At 67.7% G+C, this 22,058-nt stretch carries 15 protein-coding genes; 10 read left to right on the top strand and 5 right to left on the bottom strand.

Features of this window, described 5'->3' with window-relative positions; all coding sequences use genetic code 11:
- The first annotated feature begins 14 nt into the window (after positions 1-14).
- Genes AC0CH8_RS13220 through AC0CH8_RS13230 form a run of 3 tightly spaced genes read left to right on the top strand, consistent with a single transcriptional unit; the run spans position 15 to position 3,174 of the window.
- Entirely contained in the window at positions 15-1,364 is a 1,350-nt protein-coding gene (locus AC0CH8_RS13220; RefSeq protein WP_465240297.1) for an APC family permease, read from the top strand.
- An 8-nt stretch (positions 1,365-1,372) separates the two neighbouring features.
- A complete protein-coding gene (locus AC0CH8_RS13225; protein ID WP_465240298.1) occupies positions 1,373-2,278 on the top strand; it encodes a Gfo/Idh/MocA family protein in 906 nt (301 codons plus the stop codon).
- A gap of 56 nt (positions 2,279-2,334) precedes the next feature.
- Positions 2,335-3,174 (top strand): SAM-dependent methyltransferase, encoded by an 840-nt coding sequence (locus AC0CH8_RS13230; RefSeq protein WP_465240299.1) that lies wholly within the window; start codon positions 2,335-2,337, stop codon positions 3,172-3,174.
- 55 nt (positions 3,175-3,229) lie between these two features.
- Here AC0CH8_RS13230 and AC0CH8_RS13235 read toward each other — a convergent pair whose 3' ends face one another.
- A complete protein-coding gene (locus AC0CH8_RS13235) occupies positions 3,230-6,322 on the bottom strand; it encodes a TonB-dependent receptor domain-containing protein (RefSeq protein WP_465240300.1) in 3,093 nt (1,030 codons plus the stop codon).
- Between the two features lie 39 nt (positions 6,323-6,361).
- Between AC0CH8_RS13235 and AC0CH8_RS13240 the strand changes: the two genes are divergently transcribed.
- Complete coding sequence (locus AC0CH8_RS13240; protein WP_465240301.1) at positions 6,362-6,589, top strand: hypothetical protein; 228 nt, start codon at positions 6,362-6,364, stop codon at positions 6,587-6,589.
- 220 nt (positions 6,590-6,809) lie between these two features.
- On the opposite strand, the gene AC0CH8_RS13245 is transcribed toward AC0CH8_RS13240, so the two are convergent.
- The 3 genes from AC0CH8_RS13245 to AC0CH8_RS13255 form a co-directional block, all read right to left on the bottom strand.
- Positions 6,810-9,938 carry a TonB-dependent receptor plug domain-containing protein gene (locus AC0CH8_RS13245; RefSeq protein WP_465240302.1) on the bottom strand — a complete coding sequence of 1,043 codons (3,129 nt, stop codon included), beginning with the start codon at positions 9,936-9,938 and terminating at the stop codon, positions 6,810-6,812.
- Between the two features lie 223 nt (positions 9,939-10,161).
- A complete protein-coding gene (locus tag AC0CH8_RS13250) occupies positions 10,162-12,435 on the bottom strand; it encodes an outer membrane protein assembly factor BamB family protein (protein ID WP_465240303.1) in 2,274 nt (757 codons plus the stop codon).
- Between the two features lie 17 nt (positions 12,436-12,452).
- Entirely contained in the window at positions 12,453-12,992 is a 540-nt protein-coding gene (locus tag AC0CH8_RS13255) for a CHRD domain-containing protein (RefSeq protein WP_204196524.1), read from the bottom strand.
- Positions 12,993-13,157: 165 nt separating this feature from the next.
- Here AC0CH8_RS13255 and AC0CH8_RS13260 point away from each other — a divergent pair, with 165 nt between their 5' ends.
- The 6 genes from AC0CH8_RS13260 (at position 13,158) to AC0CH8_RS13285 (ending at position 19,871) form a co-directional block, all read left to right on the top strand.
- On the top strand, positions 13,158-14,114 hold the full coding sequence (locus tag AC0CH8_RS13260) for a cupin domain-containing protein (protein WP_465240304.1): 957 nt from the start codon (positions 13,158-13,160) through the stop codon (positions 14,112-14,114).
- 22 nt (positions 14,115-14,136) lie between these two features.
- Entirely contained in the window at positions 14,137-16,137 is a 2,001-nt protein-coding gene (locus tag AC0CH8_RS13265; protein WP_465240305.1) for an outer membrane protein assembly factor BamB family protein, read from the top strand.
- A 58-nt stretch (positions 16,138-16,195) separates the two neighbouring features.
- On the top strand, positions 16,196-16,636 hold the full coding sequence (locus AC0CH8_RS13270) for a c-type cytochrome (protein ID WP_465240306.1): 441 nt from the start codon (positions 16,196-16,198) through the stop codon (positions 16,634-16,636).
- Positions 16,637-16,733: 97 nt separating this feature from the next.
- The gene (locus tag AC0CH8_RS13275; RefSeq protein ID WP_465240307.1) at positions 16,734-17,918 is read left to right on the top strand and encodes a CaiB/BaiF CoA transferase family protein; all 1,185 of its coding nucleotides are present in this window, start codon (positions 16,734-16,736) and stop codon (positions 17,916-17,918) included.
- The gene (locus AC0CH8_RS13280; RefSeq protein WP_465240308.1) at positions 17,915-18,691 is read left to right on the top strand and encodes an enoyl-CoA hydratase; all 777 of its coding nucleotides are present in this window, start codon (positions 17,915-17,917) and stop codon (positions 18,689-18,691) included. Before AC0CH8_RS13275 ends, AC0CH8_RS13280 begins: the two co-directional genes overlap by 4 nt.
- A gap of 10 nt (positions 18,692-18,701) precedes the next feature.
- On the top strand, positions 18,702-19,871 hold the full coding sequence (locus tag AC0CH8_RS13285; protein ID WP_465240309.1) for an L-lactate dehydrogenase: 1,170 nt from the start codon (positions 18,702-18,704) through the stop codon (positions 19,869-19,871).
- Here AC0CH8_RS13285 and AC0CH8_RS13290 read toward each other — a convergent pair.
- Positions 19,853-22,042 carry an outer membrane protein assembly factor BamB family protein gene (locus AC0CH8_RS13290; RefSeq protein WP_465240310.1) on the bottom strand — a complete coding sequence of 730 codons (2,190 nt, stop codon included), beginning with the start codon at positions 22,040-22,042 and terminating at the stop codon, positions 19,853-19,855. The genes AC0CH8_RS13285 and AC0CH8_RS13290 overlap by 19 nt on opposite strands.
- Between the last annotated feature and the right edge of the window lie 16 nt (positions 22,043-22,058).

Genomic DNA, 22,058 nt, shown 5'->3' on the forward strand with positions numbered 1-22,058 from the left:
TGCACAAGGGGCGGATGGACACCGTATCGGCATCACCGGACGATCGCGCGGGTAAGCCACGGCCGACGCTCGGCCTGCGGCATGGGCTGGCGCTGTGCGTCGGCATCGTCATCGGCGCGGGCATCTTCCGCGCACCGGCGATGGTCGCGGGCGCGGCGTCGAGCGAGGCTATGTTTCTCGGCACCTGGGCGCTTGGCGGCCTGCTCTCGATCCTCGGTGCGCTGTGTTACGCCGAACTCGCGTCGGCGCATCCCAGCGCCGGCGGCGATTTCCACTTCCTCGAAGTGGCGTTCGGCCGCGATCTGGCCTTCCTGTACGGCTGGGCGCGGCTCGCCGTCATCCAGACCGGATCGCTGGCGCTGCTCGCCTACGTTTTCGGCGATTACGTAGCGGCGTTGCTGCCGCTAGGCGCCTATTCCAGCAGCCTGTACGCGACGTTGCTGGTCGTGGGCCTGACGGGCCTCAACTGGCTGGGCATCCGTCAGGGCGCGGGAACGCAGTTCTGGATGACCTGTGCGGAGGTGCTGGGCCTCGTCTGCGTCATCGTCGCCGGGCTGGTCGTCGCACCGGAGGCGGTGCCCGCCGTCCGCGCCCCGCGGGAGGGTGCGCTGGGGCTCGTCCTCGTCTTCGTGCTGCTCACCTACGGCGGATGGAGCGAGGTGGTCTACATCTCCGCCGAACTTCAAAATGCACGCCGCCGCATCGCGCCGGTGATGGTTGCCGGGTTGGGTCTGGTCACCCTGCTCTACCTGCTCGTCAACTGGGCGTATCTGCGCGCGCTGGGGCTCGAAGGCGTCGCGGGCAGCCAGACCGTCGCCGCGGACGTCATGGCCCGCGCGTTCGGTCCGGCGGGCGGCGCGGCCATCAGCCTGATGATCGCGATCGCGGCGCTGACCTCCGCCAACGCCACCGTCATCACCGGGGCGCGGACCAACTATGCGCTCGGATGCGCGTTCCCGCGCCTGCGCTGGCTCGGCCGCTGGAGCGCGACGCGGGACACGCCGGGCAATGCCATGCTGCTCCAGGGCATCATCGCGGTCCTGCTCGTCATCGGGGCGACGTTCGGGCGCGACGCGTTCGGCGCGGTCGTCGAATACACCGCGCCGGTCTTCTGGTTCTTCCTGTTGATGGTCGGGATCGCACTGTTCGTGCTGCGGCGTCGCTCGCCACCCCCGCCGGACTGCTTTCGCGTCCCCCTCTACCCGCTGATACCCGCGCTGTTCTGCGCGACCAGCGCATATCTGCTCTATTCCAGCATCGCCTATACCGGCATCAGCGCGCTGGTCGGCGTTGGCGTGCTGGCGATCGGCGGGGTGCTGTTGCTGGTCTTGCGGGGTCCGACGCCCCCGGCCGTACGGAGTTGACAGCCACCATGCGCGTCCTGGTTACGGGATTGGGCGACATCGCCCACAAGGCTTACCTGCCGGTTCTATCGACCCTGCCGGGGCTCGAGCTGCATCTGGCGACCCGCGACCGGCGAGTGCTGGAGGAAGCGGGACCCATATTCCACGTGCGTCACCTCCACACCGGCATCGAAGAGGCGCTCGCCGCCCACAGGTTCGACGCCGCCTTCGTCCACGCCGCGACCAGCGCACATCCGGCGCTAGTGCAGACGCTGCTGGAACATCGCATCGCCACCTTTGTCGACAAACCGCTCGCAGACACGCTCACGCACGCAGAACGGCTTGTGGAACTCGCCGAGCACAACGACACACTGCTGACGATCGGCTTCAACCGCCGCTTCGCCCCCGATTACGCCTTGCTGCGCGGGTTGAACGCCAGCCTGATCGTCATGGAAAAGCATCGCCATCGGCAGCCCGACACCGCGCGCCGGGTCGTGTTCGACGACTTCATCCATGTCATCGATACGCTGCTGTTCCTGATTCCGGCGCCGATCCGGCATCGCACGATCGCGACGCACCTCCGGGATGGCTTGCTGACGGCGGTGACGCTGATGCTGGAGGGCGACGGCTACACCGCCATCGGCACGATGCACCGCGACAGTGGCCTCGACGAGGAACGGCTGGACGTGATCGGCGACGGCGTCCGCCAGTCCGTGCTGAACATGGCCGACCGCGTCCGCTCCGCCGGGACGGAGTGTCGGCAGCGACGCGGCGACTGGGCCCCGGTCGGCCAGCAGCGCGGCTTTCAGGCGATGTGTACCGACTTCCTGCAAGCCGTCCGCGAGCGGCGGCCGACCGCGGCCGCCGCCATCCTCGCAACGCATGAACTGTGCGAAGCCGTCACCCGCCATGCGGAGTCATCGGCTCAGGAGTGATCCGCACCACATCGGGTCTTGGCTCCACGCGCCTCCCGGCGGTACGCAGCCGATCGATGTCCCGACGCTCCACCCTTGCCGCCCTTGCCCTGACGCTCTTGGCCAGCGGCAGCGTCGCGCTGGGCGCGCGGTGCCTGTCGCCCGGCGTCGCGCGATGTTCGTGGGCGGCGCTGACCGGGCGCGGACCGACTCTCGACGTGCCCTATCTGGGCACCCGGCCGGAAGTGGTCGCAGCGATGCTGGACATGGCGGGCGTCGGGCGCGGTGACCGGGTGCTGGACCTCGGTACCGGCGATGGCCGCATCCTGATCGCCGCCGCCCGTCGCGGCGCGTCCGGCACGGGTGTCGACATCGACCCGGTGCTGATCGGCGAAGCCAAGGCGGCGGCCGTGCAGGCCGGGGTCGCCGATCGGACGCGCTTCGTGGCGCAGGACCTGTTCGCCGCGCCGCTGCGCGGTCATACCGTCGTCACGATGTTCCTGCTCCCGCGCGTCAACCTGCGCCTGCGCCCGCATCTGTTGCGCGACCTCGCCCCCGGCACACGCATCGTCAGCCACGCCTTCGACATGGCCGACTGGCCGCCGGACGCCACCGGCCGGGTCGGCGGGTCGCACCTGTACCTGTGGCGAGTACCCGCTGCGGTCGCCGGCGAATGGGTGCTGGCGGACGGTGCCCGCCTGTCGCTGCACCAGCATTTTCAGGATATCGGCGGCACGCTGGTCCGCGCCGGATCGGCCGACCCGCTGACGCACGTCAGCTTGACGGGCCCTGTCGTGCGCTTCACCGCGTTCGGGCGCGTTTATGCGGGCCGCGTCGCCGGCGACACGATCACCGGCAAAGGCTGGCAGGCCCGTCGCGCCTCGCCGCCGCCTCCGGTCGGTCATCCAAAGACATAGCGGGTCGGCGTCATCCGCCGCCACGCCCTGAACGAAGCGTGGCGGCGGTCGACGGTTACATCCGCACCGATACGCCCGCGACGATCTGCCGGCCGAGCAGGTCGTAGCCCATGATCGTGTTGCCGCGCAGCAGCCCGATCCGCGAGCGGCTGTCCGGGATCAACGGCGGATCGCGATCGAGGATGTTGTTCGCGGCCACCCGGAACGTCATGCGCTTGTCGATGTCGAAGCTGATCGCGAGGTCGATCCAGTTGTACGACCCGACGCCCGGATACTGGTCCCGCCGCGCGCTGGCATCCTGCGCGGGGATCCCGGTGTCGGCGGGCGCGTACACGTCGAGCGGCATCGCGCCACGGTGGCGCCAGTTGACCGACACGCTGGTCGACCGGTCCGGCGCGGTCCACGTCGTGCGGAACTGGTGCGCCCATTTCGGCATGCTCTCACCGCACAGATTGCCGAAATAGCCGACGCAGTCGCGCGGCGCGATGGTCGGTGCAGACTGCGAACCGACGCGGGTCATCAGCGTGCCGTTGAAGCTCAGGTCGAGCAGGCCGACGCTGCCCAGCCCGACATTATACTGACCCTGAAAATCCCAGCCATGCGACTGCGACTTGTACCCATTGGCGGACCCGCGCGCGACCCAGCCGGTCGCCGGGCTGGTCGCGGGCGAGCTCGACAGGGTGCCGCTGCCGGGGTTGCGAATGATACCGCGGCAGAAATAATCGTTCCCGGTGTTCAGACACTCGCTGATGATGTTCTGCGGCTGGAGGAAATCGAGCTGGTCCTTCAGGTCGATCAGCCAGCGATCGACCGACACCACCAGCCCCGGCACGAAGCGCGGGCGCAGGACGACGCCGAACGTCTTGGTATAGGCGGTCTCCGGCTTCAGGTCGAAGCCCCCCTCCCGCACGGTGCAGCGATCGTCGGGGCAGATCAGCGATGCGCTGCCGTACAGATTGGCGGGCAGGCCGGTGTTGGCGCACTGAGCCGCTGTGGCGGACGGTGCCAGACGGGCCCCGTTGGGGTTGGCCGGATCGATCCGCGGCGCGCAGGGGTCGGCGTAGAAGCCCTGGTTCCAGAAGATGTTGGCGGCGCCCTGTGCGGTGCCGACGCCCGGTGCGGCCTGCGACTTGTTGTACGATCCGCGCAGCGTGATATCCTCGACCGGCGCCCAGATGCCCTCGGCCTTCCACGTGTCGAACTTGCCGTCGAGGCGGTTGTACTTGGACACGCGGTAACCGCCGTTGACCTGCAACAGTCGGGCGAACGGGCGATTTTCGACCAACGGCACCTGGATCTCGGCGTTGGCCTCCAGGATGTTCTGCGTGAAGCGCTGGTTCTCGCCGCCATTATTCTGCTGGAAGATCTCGTTGACGATCGTCCGCTCCAGCTCCTCGCGATATTCCGCCCCGAGCGCGACCGCGACGCCCTGCTCCGCAAAGGGCGAGGTGATGCCGTACTTGCCCAGATCGCCGCTGACGGTGCCGATGAACTGCAACAGGCGGGGGATACGCGTGCTGATGCCGCCGGTCGCGCCGCCGTACAGATACTGGTTGAGGGCCACGTCCTGATTGAACGGCGCGAACGCGTTGAAGGGGACGCAGGCCGGATCGGTGCCGTTGACGACCGATCGGCACGTCGGCGTCCCGTTGACGCGGACCACGTCGAGCGAGTTGTTGATGGTGTCGAACCGGGCGAACGGCACGTCGATCGTATCCAGCCTCGCGCGGGAGATCATGCCCGCGAGATCGTACGACCACACGTCGTCGAACCCACGCCCGCGCAGGCCCGCGACGATGCGATAGCCCTCGTTGGTGAACTCCTGCCGCGTCAGGGGCAGCCCGTCGAAGCGATAGCGCACGTCGATCGGCGCGAACTGGCCGGCGACGCCCGCATTGGCCCCGCACAGGTCGCTTGCCTGCGATCCCGACAGGAACGGGTTGTCGCAATTTACGCGGAACGGCTCGGTGCCGTACGCGCCGAAGTTGAAGGTGCGGTTGAGCTGCGTGTTGTACGACTTGTCGCGATAGAACAGGCCGTTGCCGTACAGCTCGATATCGTCGCTGATCTTCGCGGTCAGGAAGCCGCCCAGATTGACGCGGTTGAAGGCGCGCTGGACCGCCCAGTTGTCGTACGGGTTGGCGGACGTGCCCTGCGGTCCGCTGTTGATCGGAATGAAGGTGCCGTTGCCGTTGGGATTGTTGACGAGAATTTCGCCGGCGCGCGGCCCCGATTGCGGGATGATCGTGCCCGCCGGCGTGAAGCTGGCGCGCGAACAGCCCAGCGGAGAGGTATTGGTCGGCTGCACCGCTTCGCACACCGAATAGGAGCGGTCGACCAGCTCGACCGCGCTCGACTGGCGATAGTTGATGAAGCTGGTGAAGTTCACGCGGTTGTCGAACAGGTTGACGCCCGCCGCCAGGCTGACGTCGACGCGGCCGCCGTCGTTGGTCATGCCGCGCGCCGCGTTGAAGCCGGCGCGGCCGGCTGCGTCGGTGACCGCGTTGCTGCGATTGTTATGGTTGTAGAAGCTGTAATTGGCGTCGGCGCGGATGCCCTCGAAGTTCTTCTTCAGAATGAAATTGACGACGCCCGACACGGCGTCCGATCCATAGACGGACGATGCGCCGCCGGTCAGCACGTCGATGCGCTCGACCAGCGCGTTCGGGATGATGCCGACGTCGATGGTGTTGGCCAGCCCGACGCGCAGGCCGTCGATCAGCGTCAGCGTGCGCTCATAGCCCAGGCTGCGCAGCTTGATGCGCTGACGCCCTTCGGAGTCGCTGAAATTCTGTTCGGAATTGACCTGCACCTGCGGCAGGCGGTTCAGCACCTCTTCGATCGTCGTCGCGCCCTGCGCCGCAATCTCGGCGGCGGTGGTGGTGACGATCGGCGCGGCCGAGCGGTTGTTGGGGCGGACGATGCGCGTGCCCGTCACCACGATCTCCGACCCGTCCCCGGTATCGCTCGTGCGTCCGGTATCGGCCGCCAGCTTCGCGGATGCCACGGGGTCGCCGATCGACGACGGCGCATCCTGCGTCACGCCATCCGCACGCGCCTCCGATGCCTGCACCTGAGCTTCGGCCGGCAGCGCGAACAACGCGACTGCGCAGCATGTCGTGGACATCAACCCTTTGAACATCAGCATTAGTTTTCCCCGATAGCCTTTGGGACCATCGGATGAAGAATGCCGTTCGGTATCACCGCCGCCAACATTGCGGCGGCGATCAACGGCATGTCGCCCGGCCTTCCACGGGTCTGGCGCCCGCATCGGAAGACCGACGTTTCACGTCTTCATCCGGTTGATCCGGTGGGCGAAAGTGTCACGACACGTTCGGGGAGACAATACCAATGTGATGCATTTGCGGCGCAATTGGACTGTTTCATCCTGTATGTGGTCAGGAAGGCACGGTGACGGCAATCGAGAACTGCCGCCGCACTTCGTGTGCCGCGGCGTGTCCTTCTCGATTCGATACCGGGGTGCAGCTCTGGCTTGCCGCTATGGTGTCGCGGACGTGCCGCCCGCCTCGACCTGTTCGCGGAAAGCGATGATCGGTTGGGGATCGCGCGTCCTGCGCGCAAGGACGACCAGCCCGCCGCCTGACCGTAGCGACGGGCCGGGTATCGCAGGCCAATCAGAAGCTCAGGCGGACACCCAGGCGGAACGTGCGGCCCAGCACATCGTACAGCAGCGGGTTGAAGCCGTAGCTGACGCCGTTCTGCGGCGATTGCTCGGGCGCCTTGTTGGCGATGTTGTCGATCTTGAAATAGGCCGAGATCTGCTTCGAGAAGTTCCACGATCCACCGACATCGACATAGAAGGCGCCTGGCATCGAATTGTCGCCGATCGTCGACGTGTTGCCGGTGGGGTCGGTCGTGGGGCAACTGCCCGGATCGCACTCGATATATTCGTTCGAATAGACGCCGTTGGAGAACCAGCGCTCGGTGACGGAGAACGAGAACCGGTCGGTGTCCCAGCTCTGGATGCCGAGCAGCTTCCAGTCCGGCGTGCTGCCGCGATTGTTGCCCGCCTGTTCGGTCGGGATCGTGCCCGGCAGCCCCGATGTTTCAGTGTAGTGCAGCACCCGCGTCGCCAGACCGCGGATCGCGAAGCTGCCCGGCAGGCCCAGCCCGCTCAGCGGCCGGCGATAGCTCGCCTCGATATCGAAACCGTTCGTGCGCACCTTGGCGAAGTTGAACAGCTGCTCGTTCACGAAGAGCGCGCCCGCCGCCGGGTCGAGGTTGAAGGACGAACAGAACTCCGTGATGTTCTGCTGGAAGCACTGGTTGATCGCCGCCTGTCCGCTGAAGGCGATGATGATCCCCTTCACCTTGATGTCGTAATAATCGAACGACGCGTTGAAGCCCGGCAGGATGCCCGCCTCGCTGCCGTTGAAGACGACGCCGCCGGTGGTGTTGCGCGACGTTTCCGGACGAAGCGCGGTGTTGCCGATCGTGTTGGTCGGCGCCTGCACGAACTGGCCGGCGGTCGGCGACTGGCCGGGCGCGCGCGTGTCCAGATAGGTGGCGTTGGCGAAGGTCGGCGTCCGGAACAGCTCCGACAGGTTGGGCGCGCGCACGTCGCGCGACGTCACGCCGCGCAGGCGGATGCCGGTCAGCGGCGTGTCCCACGTACCGCCGATCTTCCAGCTCGTGATCCAGCCGGACGTGCTGTAGCGCGTCTGGCGGACGCCGGCGTTGATGTTCGCGCGGCCGATCTGGTCCTCGTTCGAAATCGGGATGTCGAGTTCGAGGAAGCCTTCGTGGACGTTGTAGCGGCCGGTACCGTTCTTGTAGTTGCCGGCATACCAGTTGCCGCCGCTGACCGTGTTCTGCGTCGGATCGGCCGGATAGTCGGCGGTGTTCGGATTATCCGCCGTCACGCCATTGCCGTACGGGTCCGCCTTGGTCCGGTACCATTCGCGCCGGAACTCATACCCGAACGCCACCGACAGCGGACCGGCCCAGGTCTGGAGCGGCTGACCGTTCAGGCTGAGCGCCGCCGCATTCTGGCTCGACCAGGTATGCTGATACGGCCCGATCGCCGGCTTGACGTAGTTCAGCGCCGCTTCGGTCACGCCGCCGTCGCCAATGATGTTGAGCGGTACGCAACCCGCCGCACGCGCTGCGACGTTGGCGCACGCGATCGTGCCGTTGGGCAGGCGAACCGCCTGATAGGCCGCCCTGAACCGCGAGATGTTGAGCATGTTGTCGACGTGCAGGTCGGTGTAGTTATGCCCGTATTCGTAATAGGCGTCGTAGCTCCACTCGGTCCCCAGCCCCTGGAACTTGCCCGCCGCTCCCAGCACGCCGCGCAAATTGGTGCGTACCGGCTTCACCTTGATGAAGTCGCCGAGCTGCGCCAGCGCCGATCCGTACTGGAACGACGTGATGCCGGCATTGGTGCAGGCCTGCTGGATCGCGGCGGGCACGAACGGATTGGCGTTGGCGTTGTTCAGGCCGCACTGGATCGTCAGGTTCGCCTGCTGCGCGAACCCCGGATTGGGCGAGTTCTCCGACTTCACGCGCGACGCGTTGAAGGTGACATAGATCTCGTTGTCCGGCGCGAAATCATATCCGACCCGGCCATAGGCGTTGTACCGCTCCAGCTTGCTCGCGAGGCTGGTGCCCGCGCCGACCACGCCACTGGTGTCGCCGCCCGAGCAGAAGGAGGGGGTACAGCCCGTCACGCCGCCGGTGCCGGTCGGAACGCCGTTCGACCCGTACTGGAACTGGTAGGGCTGGCCGCCCGCACCGAAGGCGATGCCCTGTAGCGGACCCGAAGTGATGAGGCCGAATTTCGAATACTGATATTGCTGCGCGTTGTTGATGTACCGGATTCGCGGCTGGCCGGCGGGCGTGTTGGTGGTGCCGGTCTGCACGAAGGCGGGCGAGTCGAACCAGTCGCGACCATTGGCACCAGTAATGCCGAAGCCCGGATTGGGAACGCCGCCCTGATATCCGTATTCGCCGCTCAGGGCGACGTGCAGGCGATCGTCCGCGAAGCTGTTGCCCCACGCGACCTGCGCAGTGCCGCCCGCATCGTCACCGTAGGTGGTGATGCTGCCCTGGATGTTGGCCTTGAAGCCCTTGAAGCGCTTGTCGGTGATAAAATTGACCACGCCGGCGACCGCATCCGACCCGTAGGAGGCGGATGCGCCGCCGTTCACCACGTCGACGCGCTGGATCAGCAGTTGCGGGAACTGGCTGACGTCGGTGACGCCCGAATAATTGGCGCCGACGAACCGCTGGCCATCGAGCAATGTCAGCGTGCGGATCGCGCCCAGACCGCGCAGCGCGAAGGAGCTGAGGCCCTGCACGCCGCTCGATGTCGTCGCGACCGACACCGCACGGCCGGTGCTGCCCTGAAGCGATGGCAACTGCACCACCGCGTTGAAGATGTTGGGCTGGGCCAGACGGTTCAGGTCGGCCGCGCCGATGACCTGCGTCGGGGTCGGGGCCGCAAAGCCGTTCGACGTGATCCTCGATCCGGTGACGACGATATCCGCCGCGTTGGCGCTGTCCTCCGTCTCCTGAGCATCGACCGTCGCGGCCGAGGTCGGAGTAGCAGGATCGGCCGTGGACGGGGTGCTGGCCGACGATCCCGGCTGCGTCGTCGGTGCAGGCACCGACTGGCCGGCGGGGTCCGCCTGCGCGAACGCTGGCGATGCCAGCGTCACCGCCAGCGCCGCACCGCTCGCGGTCGCCATCGCCCAGCGCCGCATCGATACGCCGCAGCCAAGCCCGAATGCAGATGTCGTCATGATATCCCCTCCTCCCGAAACCTGTTCGGAGAGGGATCGACGCTGATCGGGGGTGGGCGTCTGTCGCTCGTCACGTCCGGCGGCTTTCCGCTCGGTCGTACCCCTGATTGCGCCGGATTATCCTCTCCGTTTCGAAACAGGTTTGTCGGCGACTTTTCTAGCTTTGTCGACAACTTTGTGATCGTGCGTGCAAAAAACTGCAATCGGTGTCAGGCCAATGCCGTCATTCGGTGTCAGGCAGCCCGAACACGTACACCGCATACCCGGTGACTGGCCGGTGGACCTCGCCCAGCATCGTCCCCGGCTTCAGCTGCGGACTGCCGCCGCCCAGCGCCGTGGTGACGGCGATATACTGCTTCCCGTCGATCCCGAACGACACCGGAAAGCCCTGCACCGTCGTGCCGAGCCGGGTCTTCCACAGCGTCTGGCCGTTCCGAACGTCGACGGCGCGGAACACGCGGTCGAAATCGCCGACGAAGGCGAGGTTGCCCGCCGTCGACACTACCGAGGTCAGGAACGGCGCGCGCTGCTGGAACGTCCAGAGCGGCTTCAGATCGGCGGCCCGGTACGCCGACAGACGCCCGACATTGCCGCCGCTGCCCGGACTTTCGTAATAGACCTGGCTCCCGTTCCCCAGCATCAGCACGCAGCTCTGGCTCAGCGGGATGACCAGCGCGTCGGTCGGCTGGTGATAGCTCATCGCCTGCCAATTGTGCCCGCCCTCCGGCCCGGGGCACGAGGACAGCCACTCGTCCGACTGCTGCTGCACCACGTCCTTGCGATAGGTCGGCCGCCCGGTCTTCGGATCGACGCTGGTGAAGACGTTCTGGAACACGGTCTGCGCCGAGTCGACATACTGGCCCGTCTCGCGGTCCAGCTTCCACAGGATGCCGACCTTGCCGATCGTGAACAGCGACTTCTTCGGCCCGTGGTCGATCAGCACGCGTTCGAACACCTCGTCCAGGTCGAACGTCTCGCCCGGCGCGTGGTTGAACCACCATTTCAGCTTGCCCGTATTCGGATCGAGCGCCAGCGTGGAGTTCGCGTAATCGGTCGCGCCCGTCGCCGACCCGCGCTCATCCCGCCGCCACGGCTTGCCCTGCGCGGTGCCCCAATAGGTGGTGTCGAGTTCGGGATCGTAGGTGCCGGCGATCCACGTCTCCGATCCCTTCCGGTCGTTGTCGGGCATCCCGCCCCAGCTGTCGCCGCCCGGCCGGCCGGTAAGCGCCACCGTCGTGAACTTCCAGTCGCGCTTGCCCGTCGCGGCGTCGTAGGCGCTGATGTAGCAGTGGTCGGGCGTCCCCTTGCGCCCGCAATTGGTCATGCCGACGATCACCTTGCCCTTGATGACGATCAGCCCGCCGGTGGAGAAGCCGACGCCCGGCTTCTCGTCGGTGATGTGCGTCTTCCACACCTCGCGCCCGCTGCGCGCGTCCAGCGCATAGACCCAGCCTTCGGGCGTGTTGACGTACAGGTTGGTGCCGTACAGCCCCATCGCCCGCGTCTCTACCGACGACGGTCCCGGCCCCGCGCTCTTGGGCAGCGGGCCTAGCCGGTTCTCCCACAGCAGTTCGCCGTCGCGCGCGTCGAGCGCCTGGATCGTATTGCCGACGCCCCACATGTACATGATGCCGTGATGGACGATGGGCGTGTCCTCCATCGTGCCGTTCTCCGGCATCGACCACATCCATTTCAGCTGCAACTGCCCGACATTGCCCGTGTCGATCCGGTCGAGCGGGCTATAGCTCCACCCCTGATAGTTGCGCCGGAACATCAGCCAGTCCTCGGCGGGCGGATTGCGCAGCATCGCATCCGTGACCGGCACGTAATCCTTGATCGCCCCCTCCAGGCTCAGGCCCAGTCTGGTCGGCAGCACGAAGCGGCCGGGATCGGCATATTTCACCACCTGTCCCGGCGCGGAGAAGCCGGCGGAGGTCGCGGGCGCGGCCGATCCGCCGGGACCGTTGGCGGGCGCAGCCTCCTTCGCGCCGGCGATCTGCGCGTTCTGCGACGCCGCGCTGCCCGCCGGGGGGCCCGCCGCCTCGGTCTGAGCCGGTGCAGCGGCAAAGGCGTCGCCCGGCACCTTGCCGCTGGCGATCGGGCCGAGCACCGTCTGGCTCGTCCGGTCGAGCGGGCTCGCACCCGCGGCGACGCCGTTCACGTACAGCACGTATGCCACGATCGCATCGTAGGTGCCGTCGTCGAGCGAGCCACCACGACCGTATGGCATCGACGCGTGAATCTTGCTGTACAGCGCCGCGACCGGCCGCTTGCCCCACACGTTCAGGAACGACGTCCCCGCCAGCGCCGGTGCATCGGTCGCCCCCGCCAGATCGGCCTGGTGGCAGGCGGCGCATTGCTCGGCGTAGGCGGCTCGTCCCGCGTCGACCTGCTGCGGCGTGAAGAACCCGACACTGCCCTGCCCGACGGCGATGCTGGTGGCGAACACGCCGGTCGCGGCGACCAGCAACAGGGGGGACCGGAGGCGGGTGTGCATCGGTTCGGCGAGCCTTTTCAGCGCGATGGAGTGTCGAGTTGGGGAATGAACCAGTCGCCCTGTTGCGGAACGCCCGGCCGGCCGCGCTCATGTGCCGGCAACAGCCAGCCCCACAGCGTGCCCTTCGGTCCCCAGCTATAGCCGGGCGGCGCTTTCTCGCTATCGATCTGGATATACAGCCGCCCGGTGCGCAACGCGTCGCGCATCGTGCGCGTCAAGGGAACGCTGCCGGAGACGGTGCCCGTGCCGTCGCCCTCCACCGCGAGCGGCACGACCTTGGCACCCGGCACGCCCGTCGCCGGACCGATCAGCAGGTGCGCGGCGGTCGCGCGCGACGGCATGCCGCGAAAGCTGCCCTTCACGACCAGCCGCGCTCCGACGACCTCCGCCGTTGCTTCGCCGCGCCCGGCGATGAACACCTTCGTCTCGTCATCGAGCGGCATCGGCCCCAGATCGGCCTGATAGCCGGTGGCGGCGGTTTCGCCGGCGGCGGCACTGCCGATCGCGGGCGAGAGCGCCGCCAGTGCGACGATGACGCCCAAACCTGTCCTGCCCATCGGCGTCCTCCCCACATGCCGCGCCGGATTTCCGCATCGGCCGTGCCGAAGACGTTCCCGCTTTGCGACTTGACGAGACATCAGATCGCATACAAGATTGCGACTGTCCATACAAAGTCGATGGCAACCCGGACGCGAATACGCGGCGAGAACAGGAGATCAGGGATGAAGGGCGTGCTGAATCTTGGCGTAGCGATGGCGGTGCTCGGCACCACCGTGGCCGCCTCCGCGCAATTTTCCGGCCGCGAGGATCCGATGCCGGTGACTCAGCCGCGCATGACCGGCGAATACTGGGCGCCGAAACCAAGCAAGGCAACTGCTTACGCCGCCCCCAACCGGGTCCACTGGAAACTGTCCGACATCCTCGCCGCGCACCGCGGCAAGACCGATTGGGTGCAGCCGATCATCCGCAATCAGGAGCAGGACGGCGACTATGTCTCGCTCGGCGCGGGCAAGACGACGAAGCCGAAATTCTATGCCGACGACCGGGTCATGTTCATAGTCTGGGACGGCTCCGTCCGCGTGACGATCGACGGCACGGAACCGTTCACCGCGACCAAGGGCTTCATGGTCAGCGTCCCGTTCCGCCACGTCTATTCGATCGAGAATACCGGCACCCGCCCGGCTTTGTGGTTCGAGGTTCGTCAGGCCGGCTCCGCGCCGCTCTACCCCGGTACCGTGACGCCCGATCCGCAGCCCGGCCGCACCTATATGAAGGTCACCGGCAATCCCGGCCCGGCGAAGGACCGCGACACCAACCCCGTCTGGGTCGATTTCATGAAGACGATCGCCGTCGGCGACAAACCGTATAACGGGAAGTTCGTCTGGGACGATCACTTCACGTCCAACATCCTGCGCGGCAAGGCGGCCGACGCGGTCCCGCCAGACACCAACAAGGGCCATTTCCACACCGACTGGACCGAATTCTGGTTCATCATGGAAGGGCGTATCGGCTACAAGATCGAGGGCTATCCGTATTTCGTGTCGGAGCCGGGCGACGTGGTCACCGCCGCCAAGGGACGCTGGCACCGCGCCGGCAACGATCCCAGCGCACCGATGTCGACGCGCATCCCGATCAACCCGCGCCCGGTCATCCTCCACAATTTCGAACCGGCGCACTGAGCGCCCGACAGGCCGGATCGCCATGAAATTCAACCGACGCGCGCTGCTGGCGCTGCCGCCGCTCACCTGGCTGGCGGCGCACGCCCCGGCGCTGGCCCAGATCACCCCGCGCAAGCGGGCACCCGGCGATACCGATTGGCTGCACTATGCCAACGATCCCGGCAGCACGCGCTACGCGCCGCTCGATCAGGTGACGGCGGAGAACTTCAACGCGCTGGAGGTCGCGTGGACGTTCAGGACCGACAAGCTGGGGGCGCGCGCGGATTACCAGCTGGAGGCGACCCCGCTGGTGGTGAACGGCGTCATCTATTCGACCGCCGGGTCGCGGCGCGATGTCATCGCGCTCGATGCGGAAACCGGCGAACTGCTCTGGGTCCACCGCGAGGACGAGGGCGACCGGGCACGCAAGGCTCCACGAACGCTGTCGGGGCGCGGCGTCTCGTACTGGACGGACGGCACCGACGAACGCCTCCTCTACGTCACGATCGGGTACCGCCTGATCGCTCTGGATGCGAAGACCGGGCAGCGTATCCCCGGCTTCGGCGTCGACGGCGCGGTCGACCTGAAGACCGACTTCGATCAGGAGATCGACCCGGTCGACAGCGACGTCGGCCTCAACTCCACGCCCCTCGTCGTCAAGAACACCGTCATCGTCGGTGCGGCGCACACTGCCGGCAACGTGCCGAAGACCTATGACAATGTGCGCGGCTATGTCCGCGGCTACGATCCCGTCACGGGCAAGCGGAAGTGGATCTTCCACACCATCCCGAAAAAGGGCGAGTTCGGTTACGACACGTGGCTCGACGGTACCGACAAGATCGGCAACGCCGGCATGTGGTGCCAGATCTCCGCCGACCCCGCACTCAACCTCGCCTATCTCGGCATCGAACTCCCGACCGGCGATGTCGGCGGCCAGTACCGGCGCGGCAATGGCCTGTTCGGCGAAAGCATCGTCGGGGTCGATCTCGATACCGGTGAGCGCAAATGGCACTACCAGCTCGTCCATCACGGCCTGTGGGATTACGACGTGCCCTGCGCCGCCATCCTGCTCGACGTGACGATCAAGGGCAAGCTGGTCAAGCTGCTGGCCCAACCGACCAAGCAGAGCTTCCTCTACGTGCTGAACCGCGAAACCGGCAAACCGGTGTGGCCGATCCCGGAGCGCAAGGTGCCCAAGGGCGACGTGCCGGGCGAATGGTATTCCCCGACGCAGCCGATCCCGTCGAGGCCGCCGGCCTATGACGTGCAGGGCGTCAGCGCCGACGACCTGATCGACTTCACGCCCGAACTTCACGCCAAGGCGCTGGAGGTGATGAAGAACTATCATACCGGCCCACTCTACACGCCCGCCGTCGTGTTCGAGCCCGAAGGGAAATGGGGCACGCTGACCGCGCCGAACCTGACCGGCGGCACCAACTGGCCGGGCGGCGGCGCGGACCCGGAGACAGGCGTCGTCTACGTCTATTCCAAGACCGTCGCCGACGTGATGACGGAGTTGAAGAACAGCGACACCAAGCTGTCCGACTTCGCCTATATCAACGTCCGCGGCATGCCGACCGCGCCGAAGCGGGGCGATCACACCTACGGGATGTTGACGGTCGAGGGGCTGCCGCTGCTGAAGCCGCCCTATGGCCGCATCACCGCCATCGACCTGAAGACCGGCAGCCATCTGTGGCAGGTGCCGCACGGCGAAACCCCCGATGCGATCCGCAACCATCCCAAGCTGAAGGGGATGACGCTCCCCAAGACCGGGCGGCCGGGCAATGTCGGTCCGCTCGTCACGAAGACGCTGGTGATCTGCGGCGAACCGGGCGTCTTCACCCTGCCCAACGGCCGCCGTGGCGCGATGCTGTGCGCGTATGACAAGGCGACAGGCGAGCAGAAGGGCGCGGTGTACATGCCCGCCGGGCAGACCGGTGCGCCGATGACGTACATGCTCAACGGACGTCAGCACATCGCGATCGCGGTCGGCGGCGGCAATTACCCTGCCGAACTCATCGTGTTCCGTGTGCCCGCCGCCTGATCCGGCCCCGAGTCCTGCGCCTGTCGCCCCGCCTCCGTCGAAAGCCATATCGATGCTCTTGCGCGCCCTCCCCCTGATCCTCGCGACCACAGTCGCCGTTCCGTCCATCGCCCTGTCACAAGGGGCCGTGAGCGCCGCCGGCCGCACCGTCTGGAGCGGGGTCTACAGCGCGGCGCAGGTGGAGCGCGGAACCGCCGCCTATGCGCAGCACTGCGCATCGTGCCACGGCGATTCGCTGGCGGGCGGGGATCAGGCGCCACCGCTGGCCGGCGGGACGTTCCTCGCCAACTGGAACGGACAGGATGCCGGCGCACTCTTCACCCGCATCAAGACGACGATGCCGCTCGACAATCCCGGTTCGCTCGGCGGCGCAACCGTTGCGGCGATCGAGGCGATGATCCTGGCGCGCAACGGTTTTCCGGCGGGTCAGGCCGACCTGCCGCCCGATGCCGCCGCGCAGTCCGCCATCGCGATCACGCCGACCAGGCCTGCCGGCTGAGTGATCTGTGACTTGCGACGATACGAACATATTGTATGCAATTTCTATTTCTTGAATGCAGGACGGATGTACAAGCCGTGATGGGGGGAGTGGGACGATGACGAGCAACCAGCCTTTGGCGGGCATCCGCGTCCTCGACGTGTCCCAGGTCATGGCCGGGCCGTTCTGCTGCATGTTGCTGGGCGACATGGGCGCCGACGTCATCAAGGTCGAACCGCCGCAGGTCGGCGACAGCTCGCGCCGCTCGATGGGATTTCGCCTGAAGGGAGAGGACAGCCCCGGCTTCCTGGCGCTCAACCGCAACAAGCGTTCGATCGTGCTCGACCTGAAGGCGCCGGCGGATCGCGACACCTTCTATGCACTGGTCAAGACCGCCGATGTCGTGGTCGAGAATGGCCGGCCCGGCGTCGCCGACCGCCTAGGTATCGGTTACGACACGTTGCGCGCGCTGAACCCGCGGCTGATCTACGCCAGCATTTCGGGCTTCGGTCCCGGCGGCCCGTGGGCGACGCGGCCTGGTTATGACCTGATCGCGCAGGCGATGTCGGGCCTGATGAGCGCGGTCGGGATTCCGGATCAGGAGCCGGTCAAGAACACGACGCCGGTCGGCGATCTCGGCTCCGCGCTGTTCGCCGCCTATGGCATCCTCTCCGCGATCCTCGCGCGCCAGACCACGGGCGAGGGCCAGCTCGTCACGGCGTCGCTGTTCGAGGCGGCTCTGGGCCTGTCGATCTGGGAAACCGCCGAATTCTGGGGGACGGGCAAGAGCCCCCAGCCGCTCGGCAGCGCCAACCGCATGTCCGCCCCCTATCAGGCGGTGGAGGCGTCGGACGGCTGGTTCGTCTTCGCCGCCGCGAACCAGAAACTGTGGCTCGCCCTGCTGGCGGTGATCGGGCGTCAGGATCTGGCGGACGTCCCCCGCTTCCTCGACAACAGCGCGCGCGTGACGAACGCCCGCGAACTGATCGAACTTCTACGGCCCAGCTTCCGCCACCGCCGCGCAGATGAATGGGTCGAGGCACTGCTCGCGGCCGGCGTCCCGTCGGGGCCGATCCTGAATTACGAGCAGTCGCTCGCCAGCGAACACACGCACGCCCGCGCGATGGTGCAGGACATCGCGCACCCCGTGGAGGGCAGCTTCAAGGCGCTTGGTTTCCCGGTGAAACTGTCCGCGACGCCGCAGGTCGTGCGCTTCCCGCCGCCGCTGCTCGACGAACACGGCACCGAAATCCGCCGCGAGCTTGCCGACAAGGGCCTGATCGCGGAGCCTCAGGCGGCATGAGCCAGGGCGTCACCCGCTACGACAGGGACGGCCCGGTCGGGCACATCGTCTTCGACCGCCCGCACGCCTACAACGCGCTGACCTGGGATATGTGGCGCGGGCTGGGCGAGGCATGCGCCGCCTTCGCCGCCGACCGCGACATCCGCGTCGTCACGCTGCGCGGCGCCGGCGGCAAGGCGTTCGTCGCGGGCACCGACATCGCCGGCTTCCAGTCCTTCACGACCGGCGAACAGGGTGTCGCCTACGAGGCGGAGATGGACTCCTATGTCGGGGCGGTCGAGGCCCTGCCGCAGCCGACGATCGCGATCGTCGACGGGTGGGCGGTCGGCGGCGGCCTCGCTCTGTCGTTCGCCAGCGATTTCCGCATCGCCGCGACCGGCGCGCGGTTCGGATCGCCGCTCGCGCGCACGATCGGCAACTGCCTGTCCGCGCGCGGCTATGCCCGGCTGGTGCAGCATGCCGGCATCGCGATCGCCAAGCGGCTGTTGCTGGGAGCGGAGATCATCGGCGCCGGGGAGATGAAGACGCTCGGCCTGGTCAACGACCTCGTCGAGCCGGACCAGATCGACGCCACCGTCGAGGCGCTGATCGCACGCCTGCTGACCCATGCCCCCCTGACGATGCAGGTCAGCAAGGAAGCGATCCGCCGCATCGGCACCGCCAACCAGCCCGGCATCGACGACCTGATCGCCACCATCTATGGCAGTTCGGACTTCGCGGAGGGCGTCCGCAGCTTCCTGGTCAAGGAGACGCCGGCATGGACCGGGCGATGAGTCCGCAGCCGTGACACCGGCCGGGATCGACGATTTCCGGGAGATGGCGCGCCGCCGCCTGCCGCGCTTCCTGTTCGACTATATCGACGGCGGCTCGTTCGCGGAGGAGACGCTGCGCGCCAACGAGGCGGACCTCCAGACGCTGAAGCTGCGCCAGCGCGTCATGCGCGATGTCGGCACCGTCGAACTCGGCACCACGCTGTTCGGCCGCCCCGCCAGCTTCCCCGTCGCGCTCGCGCCGATCGGCCTCGCCGGCCTCTACGCACGGCGCGGCGAAGTGCAGGCGGCGCGCGCGGCCGAGGCGGCGGGCGTCCCCTTCATCCTGTCCTCCTCCGCCTGCTGCGGGATCGAGGAGGTCGCGGGCGGCGTCACCACCCCCCTGATCCTGCAACTGTACATGATCAAGGACCGCGGGTTCATGGAGGACCTGCTGGCGCGCACCGCCGCGCTGGGGGTCGAGACGCTGATCCTGACCGTCGACCTCATCATCCACTCGCCGCGCCGCCGCGACGTGCGCAGCAGCCTGACCGGCGATCAGGGCCTCGCCGCCAGACTCCGCCGCTCGTTCGAGATCGCGCGCCATCCCGGCTGGGCATGGGATGTCGGCGTGCGCGGTCGCCCGCACACGCTGGGCAATTTCGCCGCGCGCATGCCCGAGGGCGCTGGGCTGGCGCAGTTCACCGCGTGGGTCGGCCGCAACTTCGACCCGACCGTGACGTGGGCCGATCTCGACTGGTTGCGGCAGCATTGGCGGGGGCGGCTGGCGATCAAGGGCATCCTCGATCCCGACGACGCGCGCGACGCGGTCGCGGCTGGTGCGGAAACGATCATCGTCTCCAATCACGGCGGCCGTCAGCTGGACGGCGCACCGTCGTCGATCGCCGCCCTGCCCGCCGTCGTCGCGGCGGTCGACGGCCGCGCCGACGTGCTGATGGACGGCGGCATCCGCTCGGGCATCGATATCCTGCGCGCACTGGCGCTGGGGGCGAAGGGCGTCCTGCTCGGCCGCCCCTGGGCGTTCGCGCTCGCGGCGCAGGGAGGTGCGGGGGTGACGACCATGTTGTCGCTGATGCGCCACGAACTGGCGGTCGCGATGGCGCTGGCCGGTCAGCGCGATGTCGGCACGGTGACCCGCGACGCGCTGGTCACCGCGCCCGACCCCTACCGATCCGCCGGATAGTTGGCGGCCAGATAGCTGACCAGCGCATCGAAATTCTCATCCGGCACCTGTGCGCCGAAGCCGACCATCTTCTCCACCGTCGCCACCCAGTCGGCGCGCGTCTTGCGCTGGCTGGTCACCTGCGCCGCGACGTGACAACTGGTGCAGGCTTTCTCGGCGAAGGCCTTCTCCGGCCCCGGCGCGAAGGACGCCGGATCGCTCCGCACCGCCGCCGCGACGACGGCGGCGCGCTTCGCCTCCACCGGCACCGCCTGTGCGACGGAGGCGCTCGCCGCCGGCCGTTCTCCCTCACGCGGAAGCGCGAACACGACTAGCCGGCTCGCGGTGCCGGGGCTGCCCAGATAGGAGCCGCCCGCCGACACCACCGCGACATATTGCCGCCCGTCACGCCCACGATAGCTGATCGGCGTCGCATGCGCCGATGCCCCCAGCCGGAACGTCCACAGTTCGCGCCCGGTCGCGGTGTCGAACGCCCGAAAGCGCGAATCGTCGGACGCACCGATGAACACCAACCCGGTCGCGGTGGCGAGCGGACCGCCGACATTGGGCCGCCCCGTCTTCTGCAAGGCGGCGGGCAGGCTGTCGGTTACACCAAGCGGCACCTGCCACGCGATACGCCCGTTCGACACGTCGATCGCGGTCAGGTTACCCCAGGGCGGCCGCTGGCACGGCATCCGCGCGCCGCCCATTCCGAACCACGACGGCTGCGGGCCGGCATTGTACCAATTGCCCTTCGCGTCCTTCCCCATCTTCTCCACCGACGGAAGTTCGCTGGTGTTGATGACGTACAGCCCCCGCTTGCCGTCATAGGCACCGCCGCCCCAGTTCGGCCCGCCGCCGCTACCGGGCAGGCGCACCATCGGCCGGTCGGTGCGCAGCGGCTCCCACGGCGCGGCGAACCCGATGCCCTCGCTCTTGACGCGCGCGCGGCAATGCTCGGCCAGTTCCGGCGTCAGCGTCGCCAGATCGTCGGCAATCAGCGACTGGCGGATCACCGGCGGCGGCGCGGCCGGGATCGGCTGGGTCGGCCACGCCTGCTCGCCGTCCAGACTGCTTTTCGGCATCGGCGTCTCGCGCACCGGGAACAGCGGCTTGCCGGTGACCCGGTCGAGCACGAACAGATAGCCCGTCTTGTTCATCGCCGCGACCGCCGGGACTGTCCGTCCGCCGCGCCGCACCTCGATCAGGGTCGGCTGGACCGGCAGGTCGAGGTCCCAGATATCGTGATGCACCGTCTGGAAATGCCACAGATACCGTCCCGTGCGTGCATCGAGCGCCACCAGCGAGTTCGCGAACAGGTTGGCCCCCGCCCGGTCCACCCCGATCCGGTCGTAGGCGGGCGCGCCGAACGGCACGAAGACGATCCCCCGTGCTTCGTCCACCGACATGCTGCTCCATGCGTTGACGCCCGACCGTTTCGCCCAGCTGTCGCCCTGCCACGTGCCGTGGAACCGCTCGCCGGGACGCGGCACCGAGTGGAACGTCCAGAGCAGCTTGCCGGTGCGCGCGTCCCAGCCGCGCACATCGCCCGCCGGCCCCTCGACCGGCGACTCCTGCAACCGCGCACCGGTGATGACGACGTTGCCCGCGATCGCCGGCGCGCTGTTGATCTGGTAGGTATAGCCTGCCGGGAAGCCGCCGCCGTTGGTGCCGTTCATGACCTCCGCCGTGCGCAACTGGATCGGCGCGAAGTCTGCCGGCGGCTTACCGGTGGCGAGGTCGAGCGCAATCAACTGGCCCGATCGCGTGCCGAAGAACAGGCGCGGCGACGCCCCACCCCCGCGCTCGCCCGGCCAATAGCCCAAACCGCGCCCGGCGATCCCGTCGTCAGCCGGCAAGGCGTACGTCCACGTCACTGCCCCCGTCGCCCCGTCGAGCGCGACGATGCGGCCGTAGGGCGTCGCCAGATACAGCATCCCGCCGATCGCCAGCGGCGTCATGCTGCTCACCAGCAGGCGGGGGCTGTTGCTCTCCTGCGGCTTCAGTTCGAACGTCCAGACCGGGATCAGCCGTCCGACATTGGCGGGCGTGATGTCGCGCAACGCGGAATAGCGGGTGCCCGCCTCGTCGCCGCCGAACCCCGTCCAGTCGCCGTCCCGGCCGGACGTCGCGGCAGCAGCTCCGGCCGCCGACAGCATCAGAACCGCAATCTTCCATCCCGTCTGCCGCACGCATACTCTCCTGGTC

This window comes from Sphingomonas sp. AC435 (assembly GCF_979253005.1).